This is a genomic window from Plantactinospora sp. ZYX-F-223 (assembly GCF_039649625.1).
GTDB lineage: Bacteria > Actinomycetota > Actinomycetes > Mycobacteriales > Micromonosporaceae > Plantactinospora.
In genome coordinates, this window is sequence record NZ_JBDJAV010000004.1 from 43459 (window position 1) to 70269 (window position 26811).

Here is a 26811-nt window from a genome sequence, read left to right on the forward strand (position 1 = left end):
AGTGAACCTTTCAACCTCCTCCTGCGGTCCGGCGGACCGGGAGGTCGGAGGCGGCGCGTGAGCGCCGCGCGGTTCAGGTTGAAAGGTGCGATGTCAGCCGTCCTGGTCCCACGGCCAATCGTCGGTCGGGTCGTCGGGGTCGTCGGGGTCCTGGGTGACGACCGTGATGGCCGCCATCTGGACGAGACCGGAATCGGGCGCCTCGCCACTTCCCGCGGCGTGCGCGGAGGCGGCGACGGTGAGCGGCAGGAGGGCGCCTGTCACAAGTACCGGAACAAGCAGTCGGAGCCTGAGTCGCATGGGGTGATCCTCTCTTGAAGAGTCGCATTTCGGGCGTCGAAGGTTGCCTTCTGGCGCCCATCCCGGGTCTGCCAGCCGGCTCGGCGTTCGTAGCGGCATTCAGACGTCATTGACCGGCGTTCACCGGCCACCATGTCGCGTCAGGCCGGAGCAGCCGCTGCGGTGGCAGCGGTGGCGGCCACGCTGGCGAACAATTCGGCGGCGAGGACCAGGCGCAGCGCCTTGGTGAGCTGTGGCATGAGAGGTGACCCTTTCGGGAGATGTACCCGACGTGACTTGGACTTGACTTGAGTTAACTAGGTGATGACTACGGTATGCAAGACCGTCACGTCGAGGCAAGGCCCTGTCACGAACTTTCGCAAACGCCGGGACGCCGATCGGCCGCCGCAGATCGCTCCTCATCCGTACGGTTGACTGGAGTCAGGGAGCCGTTACAGTAGTAACCTAACTCCAGTTGATGAGGTGGGTGCGAGGGTGGATCGACGGGCGGAGTTCGGGCGGCGGCTGCGGACGCTGCGGGAGTCGAAGGGTCTCACGCAGCGCGAGCTGGCCGGCGACTTCGTCACGCCGAGCTACGTCTCACGGCTCGAGGCGGGACGGCGCCGAGCCACTCCGGACGTGCTCCGCAACCTGGCCGCCGCGCTCGACGTGAGCGTGAGCGATCTGCTCGGCGAACCGTCGGCCGACGCCGGAGCTCCATCCCCGGACACGTCCCTTCTCGACGAGGTGCTGAGCCCACACCCGGAGGACGCCGAGGACTACGCGGCCGCCTCGGCGGCCCTCGCGGTCACCTGGCGAGCGGCCCGGGCGGCCGGCGACTTCCACCTCGCCGCCGCGTCCGGGATGCGCCGACAGCGCATCCTCGCCGCGCTGGACGACGGGACGGCCCGGATCGAGTTGCTGGACGAGCTGGCCGCCCTGCCGCAGATCGGCCGGCACCCGTGGCTGCACACCATGGTCGAGGCGGACCGGGCGGCCGAACTGCTCGCCCGCGGCGATCTCGGTCGCGCGCGCGAGCTGGCCACCGCCGCCGCGGAGCGGGTCGGCGACACGCCGCTGGCGCACACCGCCACTCACGTCGAGGTGCTCGCCGTCCTCATCGCCATCCTCGTCGAACAGCTGGAGACCGAACCGGCGCGAACCGCGATCGACACGTTGCTGCGGGTCGCCCGAGCCACCGGCCGCTCCGCGGTGATCGGCCGGGCCCACGAGGCCGCCGCGCTGGCGCTCGCCCGGATGGGTTTCCCGGAGCAGGCCCGCGACCACCTGGACCGCGCCCACCGCACGCCGGTACTGCCCACGCTCCCGCTGCACGAGTGGATACGGCTGTGCCGGACCTCCACCTCGGTCCTGCTCGACACCGGCGGGGATCTCGCCGACGTCGGCAACTGGCTGCAGAACGCCGAGACCGCCGCACGCCTGCTCGCACTGCCCGCCGAGCGGCGCCGGGTGCTCCTGCTGCGGGCCCGGTACGAACTGGCGGCCGGGCTCAGCGCGCGCTGCCTGCGCACCACCGAGCTCATCCTGACCGACCCTGGCGGACTGCCGCATCTGGACACGGTGCGCACCCGCGTCACCCGGGCCCGGGCGCTCGCCTTGGCCGGGCAGCGCGCCGAGGCCGTCCGGGACCTGCGCGAACTCGCGCTCCTCGCCGAGGACCTGCACTCCTACCGGATGGCGGTGCAGATCTGGCGGGACATCGATCGCTTGCGCGCGCCGGACGAGCCGGCCCGCCGACCGGAGGGAGAACCCTGATGACCGTACGCACGATCAGCCATGTGGAGCTGATGACCGAGGACGCGGACGCCGCGCTCGGCTACTTCGTCTCGGCCTTCGGGTTCACCCCGGTGGCCCGGGCCGAGCGGCCGGACCGGACCTCGACCCTGCTGCGCGGCGGGGTGAACATCGTGGTCACGGCGCCGCGCGGCGCCGGTCCGGTCCGCGACTACCTGGACGGGCACGGTGACGGCATCGCCGATCTCGCGTTCACCTGTGACGACCCCGCCGAGATGATGCGGCGTGCGATCGCCGCCGGAGCGCGGGCGTTCCCGGCCGGGACGCTGGGCGCGCCGGCCGTCGAGGGCTTCGGCGCGGTCCGCCACACCCTGCTGCCCACCTCGGTCACCGATCCCGGCTGGCTGCCGGGCGCCGGATGGTACCGGCTCGGCCCGGTCCCGCCGGCCGGCGCCGACCTGGATCTGGACCACGTCGCCGTGTGCCTGACCGCCGGCACCCTGCGCGACACCGTCGAGCACTACGAGCGCGCGTTCGGGTTCGAGTGGTTCTCCGGCGAGTACATCGAGGTCGGCGCGCAGGCGATGGACTCGATCGTGGTCCGTACCGGTGACGGCGCGACGTTCACCATGATCGAGCCTGACCCCACCCACGAGCCCGGGCAGATCGACGACTTCCTGCGCGGCAACAACGGGCCGGGCGTGCAGCACCTCGCCTTCACGGTGTCGGACATCGTGGCGGCGGTGCGCGAGCTGTCGTCCCGCGGGGTGGGCTTCGCGCGGACGCCGGGCTCCTACTACGACACCCTGCAGGCCCGGGTCGGGCACCTCGACGAGCAGCTCGGCGACCTGCGCGAGACCAGCGTGCTGGCCGACCGCGACGAGTGGGGATACCTGCTGCAGATCTTCACCCGCCCGCCGCACTCGCGGCCGACGCTGTTCTACGAGCTGATCCAACGGCACGACGCCCGCGGCTTCGGCTCGAACAACATCCGAGCGCTGTACGAGGCAGTCGAGCGGCTGCGCGCCGAGTCGCTCACCGGATCGGGCCGGGCCTGACATGACGTACCTGGGAATGGCCGCCTTGGCCGCCCGGGCGCAGCCGCTGTTCGACCCGGCGGCCTGGGACTTCGTCGCCGGCGGATCGGGTGACGAGCGCACCCTGGCGGCGAACCGGACGGCGTTCGAGGCGATCCGGCTGCGTCCCCGGATGCTGCGCGGGATCGCCGCCGCCGACCCCGCGGTCCTGGTGTTCGGCCGGCGCTGGTCCGCGCCGGTCGGGGTCGCACCGATGGCCTACCACGGTCTGGCTCATCCGGGCGGCGAGCCGGCGACGGTGGCCGGGGCCGGCGCGGCCGGGCTGCCGGTGATCGCCCCGATGCTCTCCGGTCACCCGCTCGAGGACCTGGCCGCAGCGGCCCGGAGTCCACTGTGGCTGCAGCTCTATCCGCTGCGGGACCGGTCCGTCACCGCCGACCTGCTGGCGCGCGCGGAAGCGGCCGGCGTCGAGGCGATCGTGCTCACCGTGGACGCGCCGCGGCTGGGCGACCGCCGCCGGGACAGGCGGTCCGGCTTCCGGCTGCCGCCCGGCCTGGCCCCGGCCAACCTGGCGCCGTACGGGGTGGCGGCCGACCCGTCCGATCCGGCGGCGCACACCGCGGCAGCCTTCGAGCCGGCGATCGGCCCGGAGTACGTGGCCTGGCTGGTGTCGCGTACCCGGCTGCCGGTGGTGGTGAAGGGCGTGCTGCGCGGCGACGACGCGGCTCGGGCGGTGGAGTCCGGCGCGGCCGGTGTCCTGGTGTCCAACCACGGTGGGCGGCAGCTGGACGGGGCGATCGCGGCGGTGGACGCTGTCGCCGACGTCGCGGCGGCGGTGGACGTACCCGTCTTCGTCGACGGCGGCGTCCGCGGCGGCGCCGACGTCCTGGCCGCGCTGGCCCGGGGCGCGACCGCGACCTTCGTCGGTCGGCCGGTCCTGCACGCGCTCGCCGTCGGCGGCGCGTCCGGGGTGCAGCAGGCACTGGCCGGGCTCACCGAGGAGTACGCCGACGCCCTGCTGCTCGCCGGGTGCCGGGACCGCGACGATGTCGACCAGTCCCTGCTCGCCGACGGCTCCGGCGTCGCCCGCCACCGCAGCGGCCCGGGCGACCTGGACGCCGGCGACCTGGACGCCGGCCTTCTGCACGGCAGCGTCACCGACCCGCTGCTCGACACGATGACCTTCCTCAACGAGGTGACCGAACGGTACCCGGACGCGATCTCGTTCGCGCCCGGACGGCCGTACGACGCCGACTTCTCCCTCGACGACGTACTGGCCGACATCCGCTCGTACGTCGCGCACCGGTCCGCCGGCGACGACCCGGGTGCGGTGCAGCGGAGCCTGCTGCAGTACGGCCCGACCAGCGGCCTCGTCGGCGATCTGATCGCCCGGCTGCTTGCGTCGTCCGAGGACGTCCACGTGCCGCCGGAGTCCATCGTGGTCAGCGTCGGCGCGCAGGAGGCGCTGCTGCTCGCGCTCCGGACGCTGTTCGCCGCGCGGGACGACGTGCTGGTGGTGCCAGCGTCCTGCTACGTCGGCGTCTCCGGGGCGGCGCGGCTGCTCGACCTGACCGTCCGGCCGGTTCGCGAGACCACGGACGGGATCGACCTCGGCGAACTCGACCGCGTGGTCCGGGCCGAGCGGACGGCCGGACGCCGGGTACGGGCCTGCTACGTCGTCCCGGACACGGCCAACCCGTCCGGCGCCACGCTGAGCCGGGCGGACCGGGTCGCCCTACTGTCCGCGGCCCGGCGGCACGACTTCCTGATCCTCGAGGACAGCCCCTACCGGGTGTTCGCCGGGCCGGACCCGATGCCGTCGCTGAAGTCGCTCGACACCGGCCGGCGCGTGGTGCAGATCGGCTCGTTCGCCAAGACCGCCTATCCCGGACTGCGGGTCGGTTACCTGGTCGCCGACCAGACCGTGCGCCACCCGGACGGGCGCCGCACGATGCTCGCCGACGAGATCGCCAAGGTCCGCAGCATGGTCACCTGCAACGCCCCCGGCCTGACCCAGGCGGCGCTCGGCGGGTTCCTGCTGCGGCACGACTTCCGCCTCGACAAGGCCACCGCGACCGCCGCCGCGCACTACCGGCAGACCCTGGACGAGGTGCTCCGGACGCTGGACGAGTGCTTCCCGGCCGGCGAGCGCGAGCGGCTCGGTGTCGGGTGGAACGTCCCCGACGGGGGCTTCTTCCTGCGGCTGCGGGTCCCGTTCCGGGCGGACGAGGCGGCGCTGCGGCGCAGTGCCACGGAGTACGGGGTGATCTGGACCCCGATGGCGTTCTTCACCCTGGACGGCGGCGGTCGCGACGAGATCCGACTGTCGTGCTCCGCGCTGGACCCGGCCCGAGCCCGCGACGGGATCCGGCGGCTCGCCCGGATGATCCGGGACCATCACCAGAGCTGACGCGTCCGCCGCCGCCCCGGGTCCCTTTCCGGGCCGGCGGCGGACCACGGCGTCAGGATTTGACCATACCCGCCGCGCGCTCCGGGTCGGTCTCGCCGACGCCGTACGACGGGCACAGCGCGGCGAGCGGGCAGGCGCCGCAGGCGGGCTTGCGGGAATGGCAGATCCGCCGGCCGTGCGCGGTTGCCCGGTCGGCCAGCGGCGCCCAGTCCCGGCGCGGGAACAGCGCGGTGACCTCCGCCTCCACGTCGGCCGGATCCCAGGCGTCGGTCCATCCCCAGCGCGCGGACAGCCGGCCCACGTGGGTGTCCACGGTGAGCGCGGGTCGCCCGTACGCGTTGGCCAGCACCATGTTCGCCGTCTTGCGGCCGACCCACGGGATGGCGACCAGGGCGTCCAGGGTCCGGGGCACCCGGCCCAGGTGCTCCGACACCAGCCGCCGGGCGACCTTCTGCACGGCTTCGGTCTTGAGCCGGTAGTAGCCGACCGGGCGCAGCATCTCCTCCAGGTCGGCCGGGTCGGCTCCGGCCAGTGCGGCCGCGTCCGGGTACGCCGCGAACAGTTCCGGCGTCACCGAGTTGACCCGTTCGTCGGTGGTCTGCGCGGCCAGCACCCCGGCCACCAGTAGCTGGAACGGGTCGTCCCAGCGCAGTTGCAGGCGGGCGCCGGCGTGCCGCTCGGCGAGGATCCGGTGGATCTGCCGGGCCCGCCGGACCAGACCCAGGCGGGTCTCCCCCGGCCGGGCGGTGAAGTGCTTCGACGGCCCGCCCTCACGTTCCGGCCGGACCAGGACGGCGCTGGTCATGCCCCCTCCTCGCTCCGCTCGTCGGCGTCATGACCTTCGAGCCTGGGCCGGCTGATGCCCTCGCTCCGCTCGGTCACGCCCCCTCCTCGCTCCGCTCGTCGGCGTCATGACCTTTAAGCCTGGGCCGGCTGATGCCCTCGCTCCGCTCGGTCATGCCCCCTCCTCGCTCCGCTCGTCGACGTCATGACCTTTAAGCCTGGGCCGGCTGATGCCCTCGCTCCGCTCGGTCATGCCGGCACCTCCACGGCACTGCGCCGCGCGGCCACCTCGGCCTGCCAGGCGGACAGGGAACGGCGCAGCGCCGCCGGGTCCGGGCCGTGCCGCAGTACCCCGGTGGTGACCGTCAGCATGGCCCGTCCCGGCCCGAGCAACCGGCACGGCCCGACGACCTCGTCCGGGTCGCGGTCGGCCCGCCCCAGCCCGGGCACCTCAACCACCGCGTCGCGCAGCCGTCCCAGCAGGTCGGCGGACTCGGGGGCGCGGGCGCCGACCACCGCCGCGGCCGGGCCGGCGTCGCCGTACCCGTCGTTGGCCGCGGCCACCGCGTCGGCAAGGTGCTGGGCGACGGTCCGCCCGTCCGGCAGCACCGCGGTCTGCGCCTCGGTCGCGCCGTGGTTGGAGGTCCGTACCAGGACGAACACCGCCGTACCGGTGCGGTGCGCGTGGCGCAGCAGCGGCGCCAGGGTGCCGAACCCCATGAACGCGGCAGCGCTCACCGCGTCCGCCCGCAGCACGCTGTCCGGTCCCAGGAAGGTCGCGGCCAGGTCCACCATGGTGTCGTCGGCGTCGCCGCGCTTGGCGTCGGCCAGGACGAGCATGCCGCGGTCGTGGGCGGCGTCGGTGAACTCGCGCAGCAGCTCCAGACCGGCGGGACCGTGTCGCTCGAAGAACGGGGTCTGTACCTTCACGGCGCCGATCCGGTCGCCCGCCGCGTCGAGCACGATCCGGCAGTAGGCGCGGGCGCCGGTCAGGTGCGGGGACAGATCCCAGGCCCGCAGCCACTTGTGTGACGGGGCCACACCGAGGCAGAGCGGGCCGCGGTCGGCGGCGAGGCGGGCCCAGCGATGGGCGAACGGCGTTGTCACGGGCAGGCTCCTTCGGGGGCGGGTACGAACAGCGGGACGAGTTCGGCCAGGCCGGTCACCACCGGCGGGCCCGGTTCGGTGCCGGTGGCCGCGCGGTCCAGCCAGTAGCCGGTCAACCCGGCGGCGGTGGCCGCGCGGGCGTCGTGGTCGAGGTGGTCGCCGACGTACGCGGCCTCGGCGGGCGCCACGCCCAGCGCCGCGCAGCCGGCCCGGAAGATTCCCGGATCGGGCTTGCCGATCCCGCCCGCGTCGTCCACGCACACCATCGCCTGCAGCCGGTCGCGCAGGCCGACGAGACGCAGCCGGCGGTCCTGGTTGGCGTGGCCACTGTTGCTGACCGCGCCGACCCGGATGCCGGCGGCGCGCAGGGCGTCGAGCGCCGGCCCGGCATCCGGGAACGCGCGCAACGCCCGCTCGCAGTGCCGCAGGTACCCGGCGAACCAGGCGTCGGCCGCGTCCGGTCCGGCGGCGAGCGGGAGACCCAGATCGGCGCAGACCGCGCGGGCGCGGCGGCGACGCTGCTCCAGGAAGGTCAGGTCACCTCCGGTGAACCGGGCGAAGAAGTGTGCGCCCCAGAACCGCCAGCGTTCCCGCGCCACCGCGGTCTCCGCCGGGTCGAGACCGGGCCGCAGGTCGGCGAGATGGCGGCCGAAGCCCTCCGCGTCCGCGCCGCGGAAGTCGAGGAGCGTGTCGTCCACGTCGAACAGGACCGCGCGCATCTACCGCTCCCGACCCGCCGCCACGGCCCGGATCAGCCGGGCGGTGAGCACGGCGCCCGGGCCGGACACGACGTCGTAGTGGTCGGCGCCCGCGCGGGACACGTGCAGGGATTCGGAGAGCGCGCGCCACCGGTCCAGGTCGGGCCGGTGGTCACCGGCCACCACCAGGTGCACCGGGCCGGGGTGGGGACGCGGCCGGAAGGCGCGCAGGGCGCGCTCATTGCCGGCGAAGGTTGCCCACCGCTCGGCGAGCACGTCCGTGGTCAGCCCGGTGTCCGGCAGGTCGCGCAGCACCCCCGCCAGCACCTCGTCGACCGGCCGGTCGTCGGCGTCCGGGGGCAGGGCCGGCGGTTCGGCGCCGAGCAGGCGGGCGAGGTCGTACACGAAGGACTGCAGGGTCGAGTACGGGCCGTCCGGTGCGCCCAGCTCGTCCGGCAGGCCGGAGTCGATCGCGACCACCGGCAGGGTGGTCCCGGTACGCTCGCGCATCCGGCGGGCCAGCTCCAGCGCGACCACGCCCCCCATCGACCAGCCGGCGAGTACGCCGGGCGCCTCCGGGCCGAAGGCGATCAGCTCGGCGAGGTACCGGTCCGCCATCCCGCCGACGTCCGGCACCGGGCCGGGCGCGCTGGCCAGGGCGTGCACCGGATGCCCGGCGAGGTGCGCGGTGAGTTCGCGATAGCCGAAGACCGAGCCACCGACCGGGTGCACCAGCACGATCGGCGCACCCGTACCCTCCCGCCGCAACGTCACCAGGCTGGTGCGGCTCGCGGACCGGTCCGAGCCGGATCGGAGCCGGGCGGCCAGCGCGGCGACGGTGGGGGTCTCGAACAGCGCGGCGGGCGGCAGGTCGTAGCCGATCTCGCGGGCCCCGGTGGTCACCCGGATCGCCAACAGCGAGTTGCCGCCGAGGTCGAAGAAGTCGTCGTGCACGCCCACGGTCTCCCGGCCGAGCGCGGCCGCCCAGATCCGGGCCAGTGTCTCCTCGGTGGCGTCGCGCGGTGGCCGGCCCGCCACGACCGCCGGCTCGGGTGCGGCGGCGGCCCGGCGGCGCAGGGCCGCCCGGTCGACCTTGCCGTTCCGGGTGACCGGGAACGCCGGCACCGGGATCAGCCGGTCCGGGATCATCGGACCGGGCAGGCGGCCCCGGCAGTACGCGCGGACGTCGTCCGGGTCGGCGTCGCCGAGCAGGAAGCCGGCCAGGTAGTGGGTGCCACCGCGGGGCACGGCGACGACCGCCGCACCGGTAACGCCGGGGCAGCCGGCCAGCACCGCCTCCACCTCCCCGGGTTCGACCCGGTACCCGCGGATCTTGATCTGGTCGTCGACGCGGCCGATGAACTCCACCGCGCCGTCCTCGTGCTGCCGGCCCAGGTCGCCGGTGCGGTACAGCCGTGCGCCGGCCGGGCCGTACGGGTCCGGGACGAACCGGCCCGCGGTCAAGCCGGGCCGGCCGTGGTAGCCGCGGGCCAACTGCACGCCGCCGAGATACAGCTCGCCCACCGCGCCGGGCGGGACCGGACGCATCCGGGCATCCAGCAGGTACATCGTCGTGTTGGCGATCGGCCGTCCGATGCAGACGGTCGTGGCGTCCGCCGGGATCCGGTGGAACGTCACCGCGACCGCCGCCTCGGACGGCCCGTACGAGTTGAGCAACGGCACGCCGAGCCGGGTGTGACAGCGCCGGACGAGTTGCCGTGGGAGCGCTTCGGCGCCGACCACCACGGTCCGCACCGCCGCCCAGCCGCCGAGGTCGGCCTGGTCGAGCAGTCCGCGCAGCACCGACGGCACGATGTTCAGCACGGTCACCCGGTGCGTGGCCATGGTGTCCAGGAGCCCGCCCGGATCGGCGCCGTCCGGGGCCGGGACGACCGTGGCGCCGCTGGTCAGCGCGAGGAATACCTCCTCCAGCGCGACGTCGAACCCGCCGGCCGCCTGGTGCAGGATCCGGTCGCCGGGACCCAACCGGAGCAGGCCAGCCGCGGTGCGGAGCTGGCTGCTGAACCCGGCGTGGGTGTTGACGACGGCCTTGGGGACGCCGGTCGAGCCGGAGGTCGAGATGAGGTACGCCGCCGACTGCGGGTGCAGCGCGACGTCGAGCGGGGTGTCCGGGACGTCCGGGTCGGTCTCGGTCTCCGCGGCCGTGCTGAGCGTGCACAGGGCGCCGGCGTCGGCGATCTGCCGGACCCGGCGCTCCGCCGGGGCGAGCGGGTCGACGGCGAGCACCGCGGCGCCGGATTTCAGCACGGCGAGCAGCGCCACGACGCGTTCCGGCCCGCGCGGCAGGGCGACCCCTACGCAGGTGCCGGGTCCGGCGCCGCGGGAGGCGAGGGCCCGGGCCAGGCGGTTGGCCCGGCGGTCCAGGCCGCCGTAGGTCAGGGCGCCGCCGGTCCAGCGCACGGCGACCCCGTCCGGGTCGGCGGCGGCCCGCGCCTCGACCAGGGCGTGCACCCGGAACTCCGGCTCGCGGCCGGCCGCCGTGTCGTTCCAGGCGTACAGGGCCCGCTCGCGCTCGGCCGGGTCGAGCAGGTCGGCGTCCGCCACCGGACCGTCCGGGTCGGCCAGGGCGGCGAGGGCGCGCCGGTACGCCGCCGCGAACCGGGCCACCGCGTCCCGGCCGAACCGGGTGCCGTCCCAGCTCCAGATCGCGGTGCAGGTGCCGCCCTGGTCGGCGACGTTGAGAGCCAGGTCGAACGGCTCGTGCACGACGTCGACGTCCACGGTGGACGCGGGGTGGCCGGCGAACGTCTCCCGGGCCGGCTCGGTGCGGAACGTGCTGAACGAGGCGTGGAACGGGAGCCGGCCGGCCGGGCGCCCGTCGCGCAGCGCGTCGGTCAGGTGGTCGAACGGAAGGTCCTGGTGGCCAAGCGCGGTCAGCGACTCGCGCCGGGCGGCGAGCACGAGGTCGCGCATGGTGGCGCCGGGGTCGACGCGCAGCCGGACGATCACGTTGTTGCTGAAGAAGCCGATCAGCCCGGCCACGGCGGGATCGGTGCGGCCCGCCGTCGGCATCCCGACCAGCAGGTCGTCACTGCCGCTGAAACGGTGCAGGACCAGGGCGTACGCGGCGAGCATCGGGGCGAGCAACGTGCTGCGCGTCTCGGCGGCGAGCGCCCGGGCCGGCTCGACGAGCGCGGCGGGCAGGGGGCCGTCGACGAGGATGTCGCCCGAGCCGCGACCGTTCTCGCGTGGCCGCCCGGTGGGCAGGTCCAGGTGGGCGGGGGCGTCGCGCAACGCGTCGGCCCGGGCGCCGGCCACGGCACGCAGCCGCTCCGGCGGCCACGCCCGGCGCTCGGCCACTGCGATGTCGCGGTACTGCCGGGCGGGCGGCGGCGGGTCGTAGCGACGTCCGGCCGCGAGCGCGGCATAGCAGTCGCCGAGCTCGGTCCGGGCGATCTCGAACGACCAGGCGTCGGCGGCGATGTGGTGGGTGGCGAAGGACAGCACGGTACGGTCGCCGGGCAGCCGGATCAGCCGGCCCCGGGTCATCGGGCCGGTGCTCAGGTCGTACCCGCGGCTGTAGTCGTCGCGCAGCACCTCCTGGACGCGCGCCTCGACCTCGGCCTCCGGGACGTCGCGCAGGTCGTCGATGCGCAGCGGCGGGTCCTCGTCGGTGACGATCTGCCGGACGCTTCCGTCGCGCTCCACGAACCGGGTACGCAGCACCTCGTGCCGGGCGCGCAGCCGGCGCATCGCCTCGGCTACCAGGTCCGGGTCGAGCGGCGCCTCGACCCGGAGCGCGATCCCGGTGGCGTACAGGACCGAGTCGGGATGCAGCCGGTCGTGCACCCACAGGCGTTCCTGGGCGAACGACAGCGGGGCATCAGCCGGGGTGGGTGTGGGCGCGGCCGGGCCGGGACGCGGGGCGACGGCGGGGGAACCGCCGCCCCGCAGCCGCCGGGTGAGCAATGCCTGCTGGGCCGGGGTGAGCCGGGCCGGGCTGCCGGCGACCGTCATGACAGCCTCCGCAGCAGCTCGTCGGCCTCGTCGTCGCCGAGCGCCAGGATCTGGGCCACCAGCAGCTCCTCGACCAGGGCGGCCTGCTCGGTGACGGTCTGCCGCTCGAACAGGCCGTTGAAGGCCACCTCGACGCCGAATTCGGACCCCAGCGCGAACGCGAGCCGGGCCAGGGTCAGCGAGTGGCCGCCCAGGTCGAAGAAGTTCGCTGTCGCCGACACCGTGTCCAGGCCGAGCAGCTCGCCCCAGATCCGGGCGACGACCTCCTCGGTGGGGCCCTGCGGCCGGTCCGCCGGGTCGCCGGTCACCGGGCCGGGTTCGGGCAGGGCGGCCCGGTCGACCTTGCCGGTCGGGGTGAGCGGGAATGCGTCGAGCGTCACGAACAGCGACGGGACCATGTAGTCGGGCAGTCGTTCACGCAGCATCGCGCGCAGCGCGGCGGGAGTGGGCACGTCGCCGGTCAGGTGCCCGATCAGCCGGGCGTCGCCGCTGGCGTCCCGGCCCGCGGTGACCACCGCACCGGTGACGCCAGGGCACCCGGTCAGGGCCGCCTCCACCTCGGCGGCCTCGATCCGGAAGCCGCGGACCTTGATCTGGTGGTCGTCGCGGCCGAGAAAGCGCAGCAGCCCGTCCGGTCCGACCCGGACGATGTCACCGGTCCGGTACATCCGGCTGCCCGGCGGGCCGTACGGGTCGGGCACGAACTGGGCCGCGGTCCGGGCCGGCAGTCGCGGGTAGCCGTGCGCGAGCGCGGGGCCGCCGATCACCAGCTCCCCCGGCGCGCCAGGCGGCACCGGCCGCAGCCGGGCGTCCAGCACGTACATGGTGTGGCTGGGCAGCGGCCAGCCGATCGGGGTGTTCGCGGCGTCCCCGCCGAGCCGGTGCAACGAGGCGAAGATGGTCGCCTCGGTCGGGCCGTACGAGTTGTACGCCTCGGCGACGTGCTGGCTCAGCCAGGCCGCGACGGTGGCCGGCATCGCCTCGCCGCCGCAGAGCACCTGGATGCCCGGGTCGGGCCGCCAGTCGAGCTGCGCCAGCAGGCGCCACAGCGACGGCGTGGCGTGCACGGTGGTGGGCCGCCACCCGTCGATCAGGGCGGCCAGCGCGCCGGGCTCGGTCGCCTGCACGGCGTCGGCGACGTAGACGTGACCGCCCGCGGTGAGCGGCAGCAGCAGTTCGAGCTGAGCGACGTCGAACGCGACGGTGCTGACCGCGACGAACCGGGTGTGCCGCCCGAACCGCAGCACCGCGCGGAGCGCGCGGAACACCCGGGACAGGGCGGCGTGCGGGACCGCGACGCCCTTGGGCCGGCCGGTCGACCCGGACGTGTAGATCAGGTACGCGGGCCGCTCGGGTGAGCGCGGCACCGGATCCGGGACGGCGTCCGGGCGTTCCGCGTCCACCTCGACCACCGGGATCCCGTCCGCCAGCCCGGCCGGCGCGCCGTCGGTGACCAGCGCCCGGGCGCCGCAGTCGTCCAGCACGTAGCGCAGCCGGTCGGCCGGATGCGCGGGGTCGAGCGGCACCCAGGCGGCGCCGGTGCGGGCCACCGCGAGCAGCACCGCGGGCAGCTCGGCCCGCCGGCCGACCAGCACGCCGACCCGGTCGCCGGGCCGTACGCCGAGGCTCTGTAGGTGGGCGGCGAGGCGGTCGGCGTACCCGGTGAGCCACGCGTGGTCGCGCTCACCGAACGCATCGGACACCGCCGGGCCAGGTCCGGCCGACCACACCGCCGCGCACAGGTCGGTGCCGGCGTCTTCACCGCAGAGACCGGCCCGGCCGCGGCGCAGCAGGTCGTCGTGCTCGACAGGGGTCAGTACGGGCAGGTCGGCGACCAGGCCGGCCGGAGCGGCCACCGCGGCGGCGACCAGGCCGGAGAAGCGCCCGGCCAGTGCGGCCACCGTGCCGGCGTCGAAGAGTTCGTCGTCGAAGGCCCACACGGCAGCGATCCCTCCGTCGGCGGTACCGGTCAGGTCCAGGGCGAGGTCGTACAGCGCGACGCCGCCGGGCAGGTCGTACGGGGTGACGGCGGCCGGGCCCAGCGCGCCCAGGGCGGGCTCGGCGGGCCGGTACGAGAAGGTGGTCTGGAACAGCGGCGTCACGCCGGTCCCGCGCGCCGGCGCGACCGCTTCGACGAGGCGCTCGAACGGCACCTCGGCCTCGAAGGCGGCGAGTACCCGGCGGTGCTCGGCGGCGATCAGCTCGGAGACCGTCCCGGCGGCGCCGATGTCGCCGATGTCGCCGCGCACCACCAGCATGTTGAGGAAGCACCCGATCAGCCGGTCGATCTCGGGCCGGCCGCGCCCGGCGGCCGGGATGCCGATCACCACGTCGCCGGTCCCGGCGTGCCGGCCGAGCAGCACCCGGTACAGGGCGAGCAGGAGGGTGAACGGGCTGACCTTCGCGGCCCGGGCGGCGGCGTGCACCTGCGCGGCCAGGCCGGGTGGCAGTGTCGTGCGGTGGAAGGCGCCCAGCCCGGTGCGGGTGGCCGGGCGGGGCCGGTCGTGCGGCAGTTCCAGGCTGTCCGGAGCGCCCTCCAGCGCCCGCCGGGCCGCCTCGACCCGCGCCGGCAGGCGGTCGCCGCGTGCCTGCGCGTGCTGCCACAGGGCGTAGTCGGCGTACTGGACCGGCAGCTCGGGCAGCTCGGCCGGCCGGTTCGCCAGCCCGGCCGCGTACGCCTCGCGGACCTCGTCGAAGAGCAGGCCGACCGACCACGAGTCGGAGGCGATGTGGTGGACGGTGAGCACCAGCACGGCGTCGTGCGGGCCGCGCGGGATGAGGCGCACCCGCAGGGGCAGGTCGGTCGCCAGGTCGTAGCGGTACTCGGCGGCCGTTGCCGGCTCCAGGTCCGGGTCCACCGCGAAGTCCACCGTGGCCCTGGCCGCCACCACCTGCACCGGCCCGTCGGCGCCCGGCCGGTACCGCGTCCGCAGCACCTCGTGCCGGTCGACGACGGACTGGAAGGCGTCCCGGAGCCGGTCCGCGTCGACCGGGCCGCTCAGCCGCACGGCCAGCGGGACGCAGAACTGCTCCGGCCGGGCGGCCATCCGGTCGGCCAGCCAGAGACGCTGCTGCGCGAAGGACAACGGCGCCGGGGCCGCCGGGTCGCGGCGCGGTACCGGGCGGGCCTGCCGGGCGAGCAGGCGTTCGGCGAGGAGCCGGCGTCGGTCGCCGGTCAGCGTCGGTGCGGACATGGCGTCTCCCTGCGGTCGGTGGATCTGGCGCTCTGTGCGGGGCTGCGCCTGGCCGAGTTGCTGGCGCTAGGCGTCGGCCCAGACGGTGCGGGCGGTGCCGCCGAGGGCGTGGGCGAGGGACTCGGCGCGGGCGCCGAAGGCCTTGCGGGTACGGGCCGCGACCGGGCCGAAGCCCTGTAGCGACAGGGTCACCGCGGCACGGCTCTGCTCGTGCCTCCAGACCCCGCAGATGCGCCCGCGGTCGAGCAGCACCGCGGAGATCCAGCCCTGCGGCCGGTAGATCTCCTCCTTGCGCTCCGGCGGCAGGAGCGCCTCGTGGTTGCGGGGGCAGGCGGCCACCACGTACGGGTCGAAGCCGGGGAGCAGCCGGGCGTGCGGTCCGCGCGGCAGCGCGGCGGTCATCAGCTCTTCCAGGTCGACGGCCCGGACGAAGCCGCGATGCCCTGCCACGTCGACCGGGGTGAGCTCGTCGCCGAGCGCGGCCATCGCCCGTCCGGCCTGGGCCGGCTGGCAGCCCCACCAGCGGGCGAAGTCCTCCCGGGCCACCGGCCCGTACGCGGCCACGAACCGGCGGACCACCTCCGCCAGAGCGGCGTCCGGGGCGATCGAGTCCCACTCGGCGTCCACCCAGTCCCGCGGATTGACGAAGGTGACGTTGCGCCCGCGTCCGCTGCCGAAGCACAGGTCGCCGCGGTACGCGGACGGCTTGAACAGGTCACCCCATCCGGAGCGCAGCCGCTCGGCCATCTCGGGCCGGCCGATCCGGTCGGACACCGCGATGGCCAGTTCCTCGCGGGTGAGCTCGGCGCCGGACAGCGCCTCCGGGATCGCCGCCTGGATCGCGTCCAGCTCGTCCCGGGTGACGCCCTGGTAGCGCAGCCACGACGGGGTCAGGTGCCCGCGGCGCATCCGGCCGGCCGCAGTCCACAGTGGCATCTCCGCGGCCGGCAACAGGTGCAGCGTGCCGCGCATGGCCCAGGTCTTGACCAGCGCGCGGTCGGTCACCGCGGCGGCCACGTCACCCGGTCGGAGCTTGTCCGACCGGACCGTGACCGCGAGCTCGGCGCAGGAGGCGATCTGCGCGTGCAGGCCGCACAGCCGGGACGCGACGCCGGTGACGGTGTGTCCCGCATCACCGGGCTTTCCGGCGAGCAGGTGCCGCCCGAGGCGGAAGGCGAGCACCTGCTCCCAGGTGACCGAGACAGCGGGTTCGGCCCCGGTCATGCCGCCTGGTTCGCGGTCATGAACCGACGCAGGCTGGCCGGCCGCATGTCGGTCCACACCCGATCGATGTGGTCCAGGCATTCCTGGCGGGTGCCGGTGAAGCCGGTGTCGAACCATCCCGCCGGTAGCGTCCGATCGCGCCACCAGACGGAGTACTGCTCCTCCTCGTTGCGGACGACGGTGAACTGCTCGTCGTTCTCCGGGGCCGTCATGTCGTCTCCTTCCGTCGGTCCTGGGTGTTAACTAGAGTTAATTCTTGCGGCTCCATTGTCAACCCCAGTAAGCATAACTAGAGTCAACTCACTAGATGGCCGCGGTCTCGCGTGGCCCGCACCCCGGAGGAAGAGCCGTGACCCACTCTTTTCCGCCGCGCATCGTGGATCTCGTCGTCCGCCAGGTTCAGGCCCAGCCGGACGCCACTGCGGTCAGCGCCGGCGACCACTCGCTCACCTACCGCGACCTGGACCGGGCGTCCGACGCCGTCGCGTCCCGGCTGACCGCGGCCGGCACCCGTGCCGACGACGTCGTCGCGGTGCTCGCCGACCGCTCCCCCGACCTGATCGTCGCGCTGCTCGGCATCCTCAAGGCCGGCGCGGGATATCTCGTGGCCGACCCGTCCGCGCCCGCCGAGCGGCTGGCCTGGATCCTCGGCGACGCCGCGCCCGCCGCGATCCTGACCGGACCCGGGCACACCCCGCCCGGCGACCCGGCGGTGCCGGTGCTGCCCCTGACCGGCCCCGCCGCCCGACCCGCCGTCCCGGTACCGGTCGCGCCCGGCACGCTGGCCTATGTCAGCTACACCTCCGGATCCACCGGCCGCCCCAAGGGGGTCGCCGTACCGCACGACGCGGTCGTCCGGCTCGTGCACGACACCCGCTGGGCGAGCTTCGGACCGGACGACGTGTTCCTCCAGGCGTCCCCCGTCGCATTCGACGCGTCCACCCTGGAGATCTGGGCGCCGCTGACCACCGGCGGGCGGCTCGCCATGCACCCGCCCGGCCCGGTCACCGCGGCGAGCATCGCCACGACGGTCGCGGCCGAGGGTGTCACCGTGCTGTGGCTCACCGCCGGGATCTTCCATCAGCTCGCCCGCACCTCCCCCGGCGCCCTGCGCGGCGTCCGGCACCTGCTGGCCGGCGGAGACGTGGTCGCGCCACGGCAGATCGCCCAGGTCCTCGACGCGGTACCGGGGCTCACCTTCACCAACGGGTACGGCCCGACCGAGAACACCACCTTCACCACCTGCTGGACCAGCACGACCGCCCCGGCCGCCGGGACCACCCCGATCGGGCACCCGATCGACGGGACCGACGTACGGGTCCTGGACGACGAGCTGCGCCCGGTGCGGCCGGGCACCGAGGGGCGGCTGTGGGCCACCGGCCGCGGCCTCGCCCGCGGGTACCTGGGTCGTCCCGGCCTCACCGCGGAGAAGTTCCGGCCCGACCCGTGGGGCGCCCCCGGTGACCGGATGTACGACACCGGCGACCGGGTCCGGATCCGTGCCGACGGCGCGATCGAGTACCTCGGCCGGGCCGACCAGCAGGTCAAGGTCCGCGGCTTCCGGGTCGAGCCGGGCGAGATCGAGCAGACCCTGCGCCGCCGCCCGGAGGTGGCCGACGCGGCCGTGGTCGCGCAGACCGACCCGGTGACCGGGACCCGGCTGGTCGGGTACGTCGTGCTGGCCGGCGCCGCCGGGCCGGAGACCGTCGCCGCCATCCGCCGCGACCTGCGCACCGAGCTGCCCGAGTACATGATCCCGGCCGCCGTGCTGCCACTGGACCGGATGCCGCTCACCGCCAACGGCAAGGTGGACCGGTCCCGGCTGCCCGCCGCGGACCGCGCGCCCCGCGCCGTGGAGGGTGACTACCACCCGCCGTCCACGGCCACCGAGGCCGAGCTCGCCGAGGTGTGGGGCCGCGCCCTCCAGGTCGAACCGATCGGCGTGGACGACGACTTCTTCGAGCTCGGCGGGCACTCGCTGCTCGCCGCCGAACTGGTCGGCGAACTGCACCGCCGGTTCGCGGTCCGGGTCCCGGCCCGCACGCTGTACCGCGACGCGACCATCCGCCGGCTCGCGGCGGTCGTCGACGAACTCCGGGACACCCTGGCAGTGGCAGCATGACCGCGACCGCCGTACCCGCCACCGGCCGCTGCCCGTTCGGCTTCGGCGCCGCCGCGAGCCTCGATCTGATCGACCCCGGCCTGTACGCCTACCGGGACCCGCACCCGATCTGGCAGGGCCTGCGCGAGCACGATCCGGTGCACTGGCAGCAGGTCGGCCCGGATCTCGGCTTCTGGTCGGTGACCCGGTACGCCGACGTCGACCACGTGCTGCGCCGGCACGATCTGTTCACCTCCGAGGAGGGATCGCTGCTGACCCTGCTCGGACGCGGCGATCCGGCCGGTGGCCGGCAGATCGCGGTCACCGACCCGCCCCGGCACTCGCAGATGCGCGACCGACTGCAGCGCGCCATGACCAAGCGGTCGCTCCAGACCCACGACGGCATGATCCGGGCGGAGATCCGGCAGTTGCTCGGCGCGATCACCGACGACACCCCGGTCGACGTGGCCGCCCTGCTCACCGACCTGCCGATGGCCGTGACCGGCACGCTGATGGGTGTGCCGCGCGCCGACTGGCCGCGGCTGACCCGACTCACCACGATGGCGATCGCGCCGGACGATCCCGAGTACGCGCTGCCCGGCGGACCCGGCGAGACCCTGCGGGAGGCGCACCGGGAGCTGTTCGCGTACTTCCAGGACCTGCTGGACGATCGCCGCCGGGCGCCGGGCGAGGACCTGGTCAGCCGGCTCATCGCCACCGAGGTGGACGGCCGGCCGCTCGGGTCGAGCGAGATCGTCTCCAACTGCTACAGCCTGATCCTCGGCGCCAACACCACCACTCCGCACGTACCGGTCGGCGCGCTCGCCGAGCTCGACCGCAGCGGCGGCTATCGGGACTGGGCCCGCCACCCGGAGCTGCTCGCGTCCGGCATCGAGGAAGCCCTGCGCTGGGTCTCCCCGGCCAACCACTTCATGCGGCACGCCACCCGGGACACCGAGATCGCCGGGGTACGGATCCGGGCCGGCGACCCGGTGGTGGCCTGGCTCGGATCGGCCAACCGGGACGAGCACGTCTTCGACCGGCCGCACCGGTTCGACGTGCGCCGCAAGCCCAACCGGCACATCGCGTTCGGCGCCGGGCCGCACTACTGCATCGGGCACACCGTTGCCCGGGCCACCCTGGGAGCGCTGTTCGCCGAACTGTTCCACCGGATCGAGTCGTACGAGGTGGCGGGCGAGCCGCAGCGGCTGGTCTCCAACTTCATCGCCGGGTACAAGCACCTCACCATCACCGCCCGGCTGCGGGAGGTGACGCCGTGACGGGCAAGTGGCTCACCCGCGCGCCCCTGGCCGAGTCCGCGGCACTGCTGTTCTGCCTGCCCTACAGCGGGTGCGGCGCCAGCATGTACCGGTCCTGGCCCCGCTTCGTCGGCGGGATCGAGCTGTGCCCGGTGCAGCTGCCCGGCCGGGAGAACCGGATGCGGGAGCCCGTTCCGGACACGTACGAGGAACTGGCCGGGGCGGTGGCCGCCGCGCTGCGGCCGGAGCTGGACCGCCCGTACGGGTTCTTCGGGCACTGCGGGTCGGCGCTGCTCGCGTACCAGACCGCGGTGGAACTGCAGCGCACCGGCGCGCCGCGCCCCGCCCACGTCTTCGTGTCATCCCAGGTCGCGCCGGACGAGGGCCCGTACGGCCGGTTCCTCGGCATGGACCGGGACGCGCTGCGGACCGAGGTCGTCGAGCTGATGCGGCGAACCGGTCACCCGCCGTTGCCCGACCTGGTCGAGCTGTGCCTGGACGTGCTCACCACCGACGTGGCGGTGAACCGGCGCTACCGGCCGGAGACCCGGACCGTGCTGGACGCTCCGCTGACCGCGATCGCCTGGACCGGCGACGCCGAGGTCGAGCCGTGGCGCACGGAGGGCTGGGAGCGCTACGGCACCCCGAGCCGCCGGGCCGTGCTCGACGGCGGCCACCACACCTTCCTCGACGCCCCGGCGCCGTTGCTCGACCTGTTCGTCACCGGCCTCGTCGCCGACTCAGAGATGGAGAACGTCGGATGACCACCACTCAACTCCCCCGGCCCGCCCTGGCCGCCCCGGAGCCCGCCGAGCCGCCGGCCGACGGCACCACCCTGGTGCACCGCCTCATCGAGGCGCGGGCCAAGCGCACCCCGCACGCGCTGGCCGCCACCGCCGGCCGCGAACGGCTGACCTACCGCGACCTCAACGCCCGGGCCAATCGGCTGGCCCGCACCCTGCGCGCCGCCGGTGTCCGTACGGAGCAGCCGGTCGCCCTGCTGATGGAGCGCTCACTGGAGATGCTGGTCGGCTTCCTGGCCGTACTGAAGTCCGGCGGCGCCGCGGTCCTGCTCGACCCCGGACATCCCGACCAGCGGCTGCGTACCGTGGCCGCGGCGACCCGGCCGCGGCTGGTGCTCACCCTGGAGTACCTGCGCCGCCGGCTGCCCGAGTTGCCGGCCGTGCTGCTCGACACCGACCGGCCGGAGATCGACCGGCAGGCGCCCGACGACCTCAACGTGCCGGTGCACCTGGACAACCTCGCGTACCTGGTGCACACCTCGGGGTCGACCGGCGAGCCGAAGCGGGTGGGCGTGCTGCACCGCTCGGTCGCGCACAGCATCGCCACCCATCAGGCCGGGCACCGGATCACCGCCGACGACCGGGCCGCGTGGATCTCCCCGCCCGGCTCGTCGGCAGTGGTCGGCGAGATCTGGCCGTACCTGGCGGCCGGCGCCAGCGTGCACGCCGCACCCGCCGGCATCGTCGCCGACGTCGAGGACCTGCGCGACTGGCTGCTGCGGTGTGCCGTCACCAAGGCGTTCCTGCCGATGCCGCTGGCCGAGCTGATGGTCAACCTGGACTGGCCGGCCGACACCGATCTGCGGCTGGTCACCATCGGCAGTGACACCGTGCGCCGCTGGGCGTCCGCCGCGCTGCCGTTCGAGGTGGCCGTCTCGTGCGGCTCGGCCGAGGCGAACGGGGTCACCAGCAGCCTGGTCCCGTGGGACGGCCGGCTCACCAACCGCACCGCCACCGCCGCCGACCGGGCCGGGCTGCCCCCGGTCGGGCGGCCCTGGCCGGACGTGCGCCTGCACCTGCTGGACGCCGCGATGCGCACCGTCCCGGCCGGTGCGATCGGCGAGATCTGCGTCGACAGCCCGGAGTTGGCCCGCGGCTACCTCGGCGCGGCCGGCCTGACCGCGGACCGGTTCGTGCCCAACCCGTACGGGCGGCCCGGCACCCGGCTGTACCGCACCGGCGACCTCGGCCGGATGCGCCCGGACGGGCATCTGGAGCACCACGGCCGCACCGACCGGGACATCAAGATCCGCGGGTTCCGGGTGTCGCCGGCCGAGATCGAGGCCGAGTTGCTGAAGCTGCCCGGGATCCGGGACGCCGCGGTGGTCGCGGTCGAGGCCAGGACCGACGGCACCGACCGGCGGCTCGTCGCGTACGTCGTCGCGGATCCCCGGCCGGACGCGGCTCGGGTCGTCGCGTACCTCGCCGAGCGGCTCCCCGCCTACCTGGTCCCGGCGGCCGTGACCTTCCTGGACCGGATGCCGCTGACCCCGAACGGCAAGGTGGACCGCGCCGCCCTGCCGTCGCCCGACTGGGTGTCGATGGCCCGCTGCGGGGAGCACCGGGAACCGCGGGACGAGCTCGAGGCCGGGATCGCGGGCGCCTTCGGCGAGGTGCTCGGCCGCACCGGCGTGGGCGCCGAGGACAACTTCTTCCACCTCGGCGGGGACTCGCTGACCGGAGCGCGGCTGGCCCAGCGCCTGCGGGCGCTGCTCGGCGAGCGGGTGCCGCTGCGCGTGATCTTCCAGAACCCCACCCCGGCCGCCCTGGCCGGGCGCCTGCGCGCCTGACACGATGCTGTACGAGATGATGCCCGGAACGCCGGGCGCCGTGGTCGACCGGCTGGTCGGCCGGCTCCGGGCCTGCCCGGACGTCGCCGCCTGGGCGGTCGACCTGGCCGGTCGCACGTTCGTCGTGGTCAGCGGCGACGAGTCGCGGGTGCCCGCGCTCGACGCCGCCACCGCCGAGGTGGTGCTCGCCGAGCACAGCACCACCGACCGCGGGTACTGGCTCGTCGGCCGGGAGAGCCGGGTGGCGCCCGACCAGGTCCGGATCGGCCGGGCCGTGGTCGGCAACGGCGACCTGTGGTGCGCGGCCGGGCCGTGCGCCCTGGAGTCGGTGCCGGACACCCTGGAGACGGCGCACGTGCTGCGCGCCCAGGGCGCCCGGGCGCTGCGGATGGGGCTGTTCAAACCGCGCTCGAGCCCGTACCACTTCCAGGGCAAGGGGCGCGGTGGGCTGGCCGACCTGGCGGCGATCCGGGCCGAGGTGGGCCTGCCGGTGGTGACCGAGGTACTGGACCCGCGGGACGTGCAGGTCGTCGCCGAGGTCGCCGACTGCCTTCAGGTGGACACCCGCAACATGTCCAACCGGGCGCTGCTGGCCGAGCTGGGCACGATCGACCGGCCGGTGCTGCTCATGCGCGGGCTGCGCTCGTCGGTGTCGGACTGGCTGCGCGCCGCCGAGTTCGTGTTCAGCCGCGGCAACCGGGCAATCGTGCTGTGCGCCCGCGGGGTGGCGACGTTCGACGACTCGCTGGCGTTCCAGCCCGACTTCGGCGCCATCCTGGCCGTCCGGCAACGGTGCGACCTGCCGGTCGTCTTCGACCCGAGCCACAGCACCGGACGCCGGCACGCGATCGCGCCGGCCGCGCTGGCCGCCTCCGCGTTCGGCGCCGACGGCATCCTGCTGGAGTCGTTCCTGCGCCCGGAGCGGCTCTACCGCCCGGGCGACGGCGACCAGATGTACCCGCCGGGCCGGGTGGCGGAGCTGCTGGAGGCGTGCCGCCAGGTGCGGGCGGTCTTCGACCGGGTCGACGTCTGACGCACAGAATCGGGGGCGGACATCCACTGTGGATGTCCGCCCCCGTGCTGTGCGCCGTTAGCCGAGCTCGGATACCAGGGCGGCCGGGGCAGCGGCCGCGCCGACGAGGATCCGCTCCAGCGTGGCGAGCTGGGCATCGATCGACTCGGCGTGCCAGAGCGCGGTGTTGTACTCAGCGCCCAGCTCCAGCTCGTCCCCGCGCTGCATGGCGGTGTACGAGATGTCGTAGCGGGACGCGCCGGTGGAGACGTACCGCCAGGTCGACGCGCAGCCCGGCAGGTCCAGGTTGATGTCGTCGCCGTCCTGCCAGGCCACGGTGACCTGGACCAGCGGCAGCCGGTTCGCCGCGCGCCGCGCGCCGATCAGCCGGACCACCTCCGGCAGCGGCAGGCCCTGGTTGTCGTACGCGTCGATGGTCACCTCCCGGACCCCGGCGACGACCTCCGCGAACGTGGCCCCGGACGGAACCCGGACCCGCAGCGCCAGCACGTTGACCGAGCACCCGACGAGGTCGTGCGCGTCGGCGCGCTGCCGGTTCTCGGCCGGCGCCCCGACCACGAACTCCTGCTGCCCGGACTCGCGCGACAGCAGCACCGCGCACGCCGCGGCGAACACCACGAACGGCGTGGCCGACAGCTCCGCGCCGAGCGTCCTGACCGCACTCATCAGCGGCACCGACGGCACCCGGTCGTAGTGGCCACCGGCGAAGCTCAGGCCCTCCGGCGCCACCAGGTCGGTGCGCAGCCGCAGCTCCGGCACGCCGCGTAGCGCAGCGGCCCAGTAGTCGCGCTGGCGGTCCCCGGCCGGGCCGGCCAGCCAGTCGCGCTCCCACCGGGCGTACTCGGTCCAGGCCAGCGCGGGCGCCGGCAGCGCCGCTGGGAGGCCGTCCCGGGCCGCCCGGTACGCCGCCACCAGATCCCGCCGGAACGTGTACAGGCCGACCTCGTCCACGCCGATGTGGTGGAACACCACCAGCAGCCGGGCCCGGGTCGGCCCGGCCACCACGAGCTGGGCCCGGACCGGGGGGTCGGTGCGCAGGTCGAACCCGGACGCCGCCTGCTCGCGGGCCATCCGGTCGGCGGCCGCCAAGGCCCGCTGCTCGCCGAGGCCGGTGAGGTCATGCACCTCCAACTCCGGTCCGGCGCCGGGCACGACCTGCTGCACGGGGCCGTCCGCGGTCCACTCGTACCGGCACCGCAGCGCGTCGTGCCGGGCGATCACCGCAGCGAACGCCGCCGCGAGCGCTTCCGGATCGAGCGTGCCGGTCAGGTCGAATTCCAGCGGGATGTTGTACGTCGGAGCGCCGGGGGCGAGCTGCTCCATCACCCAGATCTGCCGCTGCGCCCCGGTCAGTGGGGCCGGGCCGGGATCGGCGGCGGCCGGTTCGGCGGCGGTCGGCAGCAGGGCGTCCAGCTCGTCGCCGCTCAGCCCGGCCAGCAGTTGCAGGGTCTGTACGGCGTCCGGCTGCTCCCGGCAGATCAGCCGGGCCAGACCGTCCACGGTGGGGTGTTCGAAGATCGCCCGGATCGGCGCTTCGAGGCCCAGTTCGTCCCGGGCCAACAGGGCCAGCCGGGCCACCATCATCGAGTGGCCGCCGTGCTCGAACACGTCGTCGTGCGGGCCGTACCCGGGGTTGCCGAGCTCCCGGCGCCACAGTGCGAGCAGTGCCGGCCGGACGGTGTCGAGGCCGGGCGGGTCGCCGACGTCCGGCTCGCCGCCCGACTGCCGGACGGCGGCGGAGGCGTACCGCGGGACGGCGTCCGGCGGCAGCGCGGCCACCTCGTCCAGCGGCACGGTGATGCCGCCGATGACCGGGAACCGGTCCGCCGGGCCCAGGTCGACCACGACACCGCCCGGCCGCCGGTACCCGACCCGGCCGGTGTCCGGGCCCGGCGGGACGAGCACGTCGTCGATGCGCCCGCCCGGTCCGGCGCGGTGCAGCCGACCCAGCGCGAAGTCGGGGGCCACGCAGTCGCCGATCAGCACCTCCCGCTCCGAGCAGGACCGCTCCCCCGCACCCAGCATCGGCAACCGGCCCAGTTCGAGCTCCGGTTCCGCGCACCCGGCACGTAGCACCGCTTCCAGGTGCCGGATCAGGGTACGTACGTACGCCGCCTCGAACAGCGCGTCGTCGTACTCCACCCACAGGGTCACGTCGCCCGGGCCAACCTCGGCCTCGATCAGCAGGTCGAAGCGGGCGCGGCCGCGCGGAATCTGCTCCTCGGTGGCCCGCACCGGGCCGAACGGCACGCCGTGGGCCACCTTCGGCGACTGGGTGACCATCACCTGCACCAGCGGCGGGATGCTCGGGTCCCGGCCGGTCAGGCCCTCCACCATGCTGGTGAACGGCACCTCCTCGAACTCCAGCGCGTCCAGCACCGCGTCCGTGGTCTCGGCGAGCAGGCCGCGGAACGACGAGGCCGGGCGGGGACGCAGTCGCAGCGGCAGGGTGTTGGCGAAGAATCCGACCACGTCGTCGAAGCCGCCCGGGCTTCGTCCCGCGCCGGCGGTGCCGATGATCAGGTCGTCGTCCCCGGTGTGCCGGTGCGCCACCGCCGCGAACGCCGCGATCAGCACGCAGGCCGGGGTGCTGCTCTCCCGCATCGCGAAGTCGAGCAGCCCGCGGGCGGACGCCGGATCCAGGTCGAACCGCGCACGCTCGCCGTGCTCGGACTTCACCGCCGGCCGGAGCCGTCCCTTGTGCAGGTCGAGCAGCACGGGGGCGCCGGCCAGTCGATCCCGCCAGTACGCCTGCCCCTCGCTGCGCTCCCCGCCGGCCAGCGCCGCCCGCTGCCGCGCCACATGGTCGGCGAACCGGGCGGCCGGCGGCGGCAGCGCCGGCGGCCGGCCGGTCAGCTCGGCCGTCATCAGCTCGTCCAGCTCGGTACGGATCAGCGTCAACGACTGCCCGTCGGCGACCAGGTGGTGGCACCCGATGAGAAGCAGGTGCTCGCGCGGGCCGAGGCGCAGCAGCATGCTGCGGGTCAGCGGCCCGGCGGCAATGTCGTACGGGCGGTCGGCGAACTCGCGGGCGATCCGCTCGGCCGCCGGCCGGCGCTGGTCCTCCGGCAGGTGGCCCAGATCGTGCGCCGGGCCGGTGGCCAGCGACAGGGATGTCAGGTACCGGCACACCGGCGCGCCGTTCTCGGTCGGGAACGTGGCACGCAGCGACTCGTGCCGCTCCGCCACCGCGTCCAGCGCCCGGCCGAGCAGGCCGACGTCGAGGTCGCCGTCCAGCCGCAGCTGCCACAGCTCGTTGTACAGCCGCGCCGCCGGGGACAGGTTCTCGATGAACCAGAGCTGCTCCTGGGCGTACGAGAGGGGCACCGGCCCGGCGGCGACCGTCGGAGAGTCGAGCAT

The 26811-nt window shown here is 74.9% G+C and carries 17 protein-coding genes; 8 read left to right on the plus strand and 9 right to left on the minus strand.

The genetic code is table 11. The features are described from left to right. Positions 1 to 93: 93 nt before the first annotated feature. Positions 94 to 300, minus strand: a complete 207-nt coding sequence (locus AAH979_RS05325) for a hypothetical protein (RefSeq protein WP_346256888.1) — start codon at positions 298 to 300, stop codon at positions 94 to 96. A 474-nt stretch (positions 301 to 774) separates the two neighbouring features. Here AAH979_RS05325 and AAH979_RS05330 point away from each other — a divergent pair, with 474 nt between their 5' ends. From AAH979_RS05330 to AAH979_RS05340, 3 genes are read left to right on the plus strand one after another with little or no spacing between them, the layout of a single operon-like run. After that, positions 775 to 2055, plus strand: a complete 1281-nt coding sequence (locus tag AAH979_RS05330) for a helix-turn-helix transcriptional regulator (protein ID WP_346256889.1) — start codon at positions 775 to 777, stop codon at positions 2053 to 2055. Further along, entirely contained in the window at positions 2055 to 3092 is a 1038-nt protein-coding gene (gene hppD, locus AAH979_RS05335; protein ID WP_346256890.1) for a 4-hydroxyphenylpyruvate dioxygenase, read from the plus strand. The genes AAH979_RS05330 and hppD overlap by 1 nt, the downstream gene beginning before the upstream one ends. 1 nt (position 3093) lies before the next feature. Beyond that, the gene (locus AAH979_RS05340) at positions 3094 to 5481 is read left to right on the plus strand and encodes an aminotransferase class I/II-fold pyridoxal phosphate-dependent enzyme (RefSeq protein ID WP_346256891.1); all 2388 of its coding nucleotides are present in this window, start codon (positions 3094 to 3096) and stop codon (positions 5479 to 5481) included. Positions 5482 to 5533: 52 nt separating this feature from the next. Here AAH979_RS05340 and nth read toward each other — a convergent pair whose 3' ends face one another. The 7 genes from nth to AAH979_RS05375 all read right to left on the minus strand — a co-directional run bounded on the left by nth (position 5534) and on the right by AAH979_RS05375 (position 16677). Then, positions 5534 to 6286, minus strand: coding sequence for an endonuclease III (nth, locus tag AAH979_RS05345; RefSeq protein ID WP_346256892.1), 753 nt, complete (start codon positions 6284 to 6286; stop codon positions 5534 to 5536). Positions 6287 to 6513: 227 nt separating this feature from the next. After that, entirely contained in the window at positions 6514 to 7371 is an 858-nt protein-coding gene (gene pyrF / locus AAH979_RS05350; RefSeq protein WP_346256893.1) for an orotidine-5'-phosphate decarboxylase, read from the minus strand. Beyond that, the gene (locus AAH979_RS05355; protein ID WP_346256894.1) at positions 7368 to 8090 is read right to left on the minus strand and encodes an HAD family hydrolase; all 723 of its coding nucleotides are present in this window, start codon (positions 8088 to 8090) and stop codon (positions 7368 to 7370) included. The genes pyrF and AAH979_RS05355 overlap by 4 nt, the downstream gene beginning before the upstream one ends. After that, positions 8091 to 12047, minus strand: coding sequence for an amino acid adenylation domain-containing protein (locus AAH979_RS05360; RefSeq protein WP_346256895.1), 3957 nt, complete (start codon positions 12045 to 12047; stop codon positions 8091 to 8093). Beyond that, complete coding sequence (locus tag AAH979_RS05365; RefSeq protein ID WP_346256896.1) at positions 12044 to 15241, minus strand: amino acid adenylation domain-containing protein; 3198 nt, start codon at positions 15239 to 15241, stop codon at positions 12044 to 12046. The genes AAH979_RS05360 and AAH979_RS05365 overlap by 4 nt, the downstream gene beginning before the upstream one ends. 66 nt (positions 15242 to 15307) lie before the next feature. Next, positions 15308 to 16465 carry a winged helix DNA-binding domain-containing protein gene (locus AAH979_RS05370; RefSeq protein ID WP_346256897.1) on the minus strand — a complete coding sequence of 386 codons (1158 nt, stop codon included), beginning with the start codon at positions 16463 to 16465 and terminating at the stop codon, positions 15308 to 15310. Further along, the gene (locus AAH979_RS05375; RefSeq protein ID WP_346256898.1) at positions 16462 to 16677 is read right to left on the minus strand and encodes an MbtH family NRPS accessory protein; all 216 of its coding nucleotides are present in this window, start codon (positions 16675 to 16677) and stop codon (positions 16462 to 16464) included. The genes AAH979_RS05370 and AAH979_RS05375 overlap by 4 nt, the downstream gene beginning before the upstream one ends. A gap of 137 nt (positions 16678 to 16814) precedes the next feature. Here AAH979_RS05375 and AAH979_RS05380 point away from each other — a divergent pair, with 137 nt between their 5' ends. Genes AAH979_RS05380 through AAH979_RS05400 form a run of 5 tightly spaced genes read left to right on the plus strand, consistent with a single transcriptional unit; the run spans position 16815 to position 23451 of the window. Further along, positions 16815 to 18587, plus strand: a complete 1773-nt coding sequence (locus tag AAH979_RS05380) for a non-ribosomal peptide synthetase (protein WP_346256899.1) — start codon at positions 16815 to 16817, stop codon at positions 18585 to 18587. Then, positions 18584 to 19846 carry a cytochrome P450 gene (locus AAH979_RS05385; RefSeq protein ID WP_346256900.1) on the plus strand — a complete coding sequence of 421 codons (1263 nt, stop codon included), beginning with the start codon at positions 18584 to 18586 and terminating at the stop codon, positions 19844 to 19846. The genes AAH979_RS05380 and AAH979_RS05385 overlap by 4 nt, the downstream gene beginning before the upstream one ends. After that, entirely contained in the window at positions 19843 to 20589 is a 747-nt protein-coding gene (locus AAH979_RS05390; protein WP_346256901.1) for a thioesterase domain-containing protein, read from the plus strand. The genes AAH979_RS05385 and AAH979_RS05390 overlap by 4 nt, the downstream gene beginning before the upstream one ends. Further along, positions 20586 to 22418 (plus strand): amino acid adenylation domain-containing protein, encoded by a 1833-nt coding sequence (locus AAH979_RS05395; RefSeq protein ID WP_346256902.1) that lies wholly within the window; start codon positions 20586 to 20588, stop codon positions 22416 to 22418. Before AAH979_RS05390 ends, AAH979_RS05395 begins: the two co-directional genes overlap by 4 nt. 4 nt (positions 22419 to 22422) lie before the next feature. After that, on the plus strand, positions 22423 to 23451 hold the full coding sequence (locus tag AAH979_RS05400; RefSeq protein ID WP_346256903.1) for a hypothetical protein: 1029 nt from the start codon (positions 22423 to 22425) through the stop codon (positions 23449 to 23451). Positions 23452 to 23508: 57 nt separating this feature from the next. On the opposite strand, the gene AAH979_RS05405 is transcribed toward AAH979_RS05400, so the two are convergent. Continuing rightward, the gene (locus tag AAH979_RS05405; RefSeq protein ID WP_346256904.1) at positions 23509 to 26811 is read right to left on the minus strand and encodes a condensation domain-containing protein; all 3303 of its coding nucleotides are present in this window, start codon (positions 26809 to 26811) and stop codon (positions 23509 to 23511) included.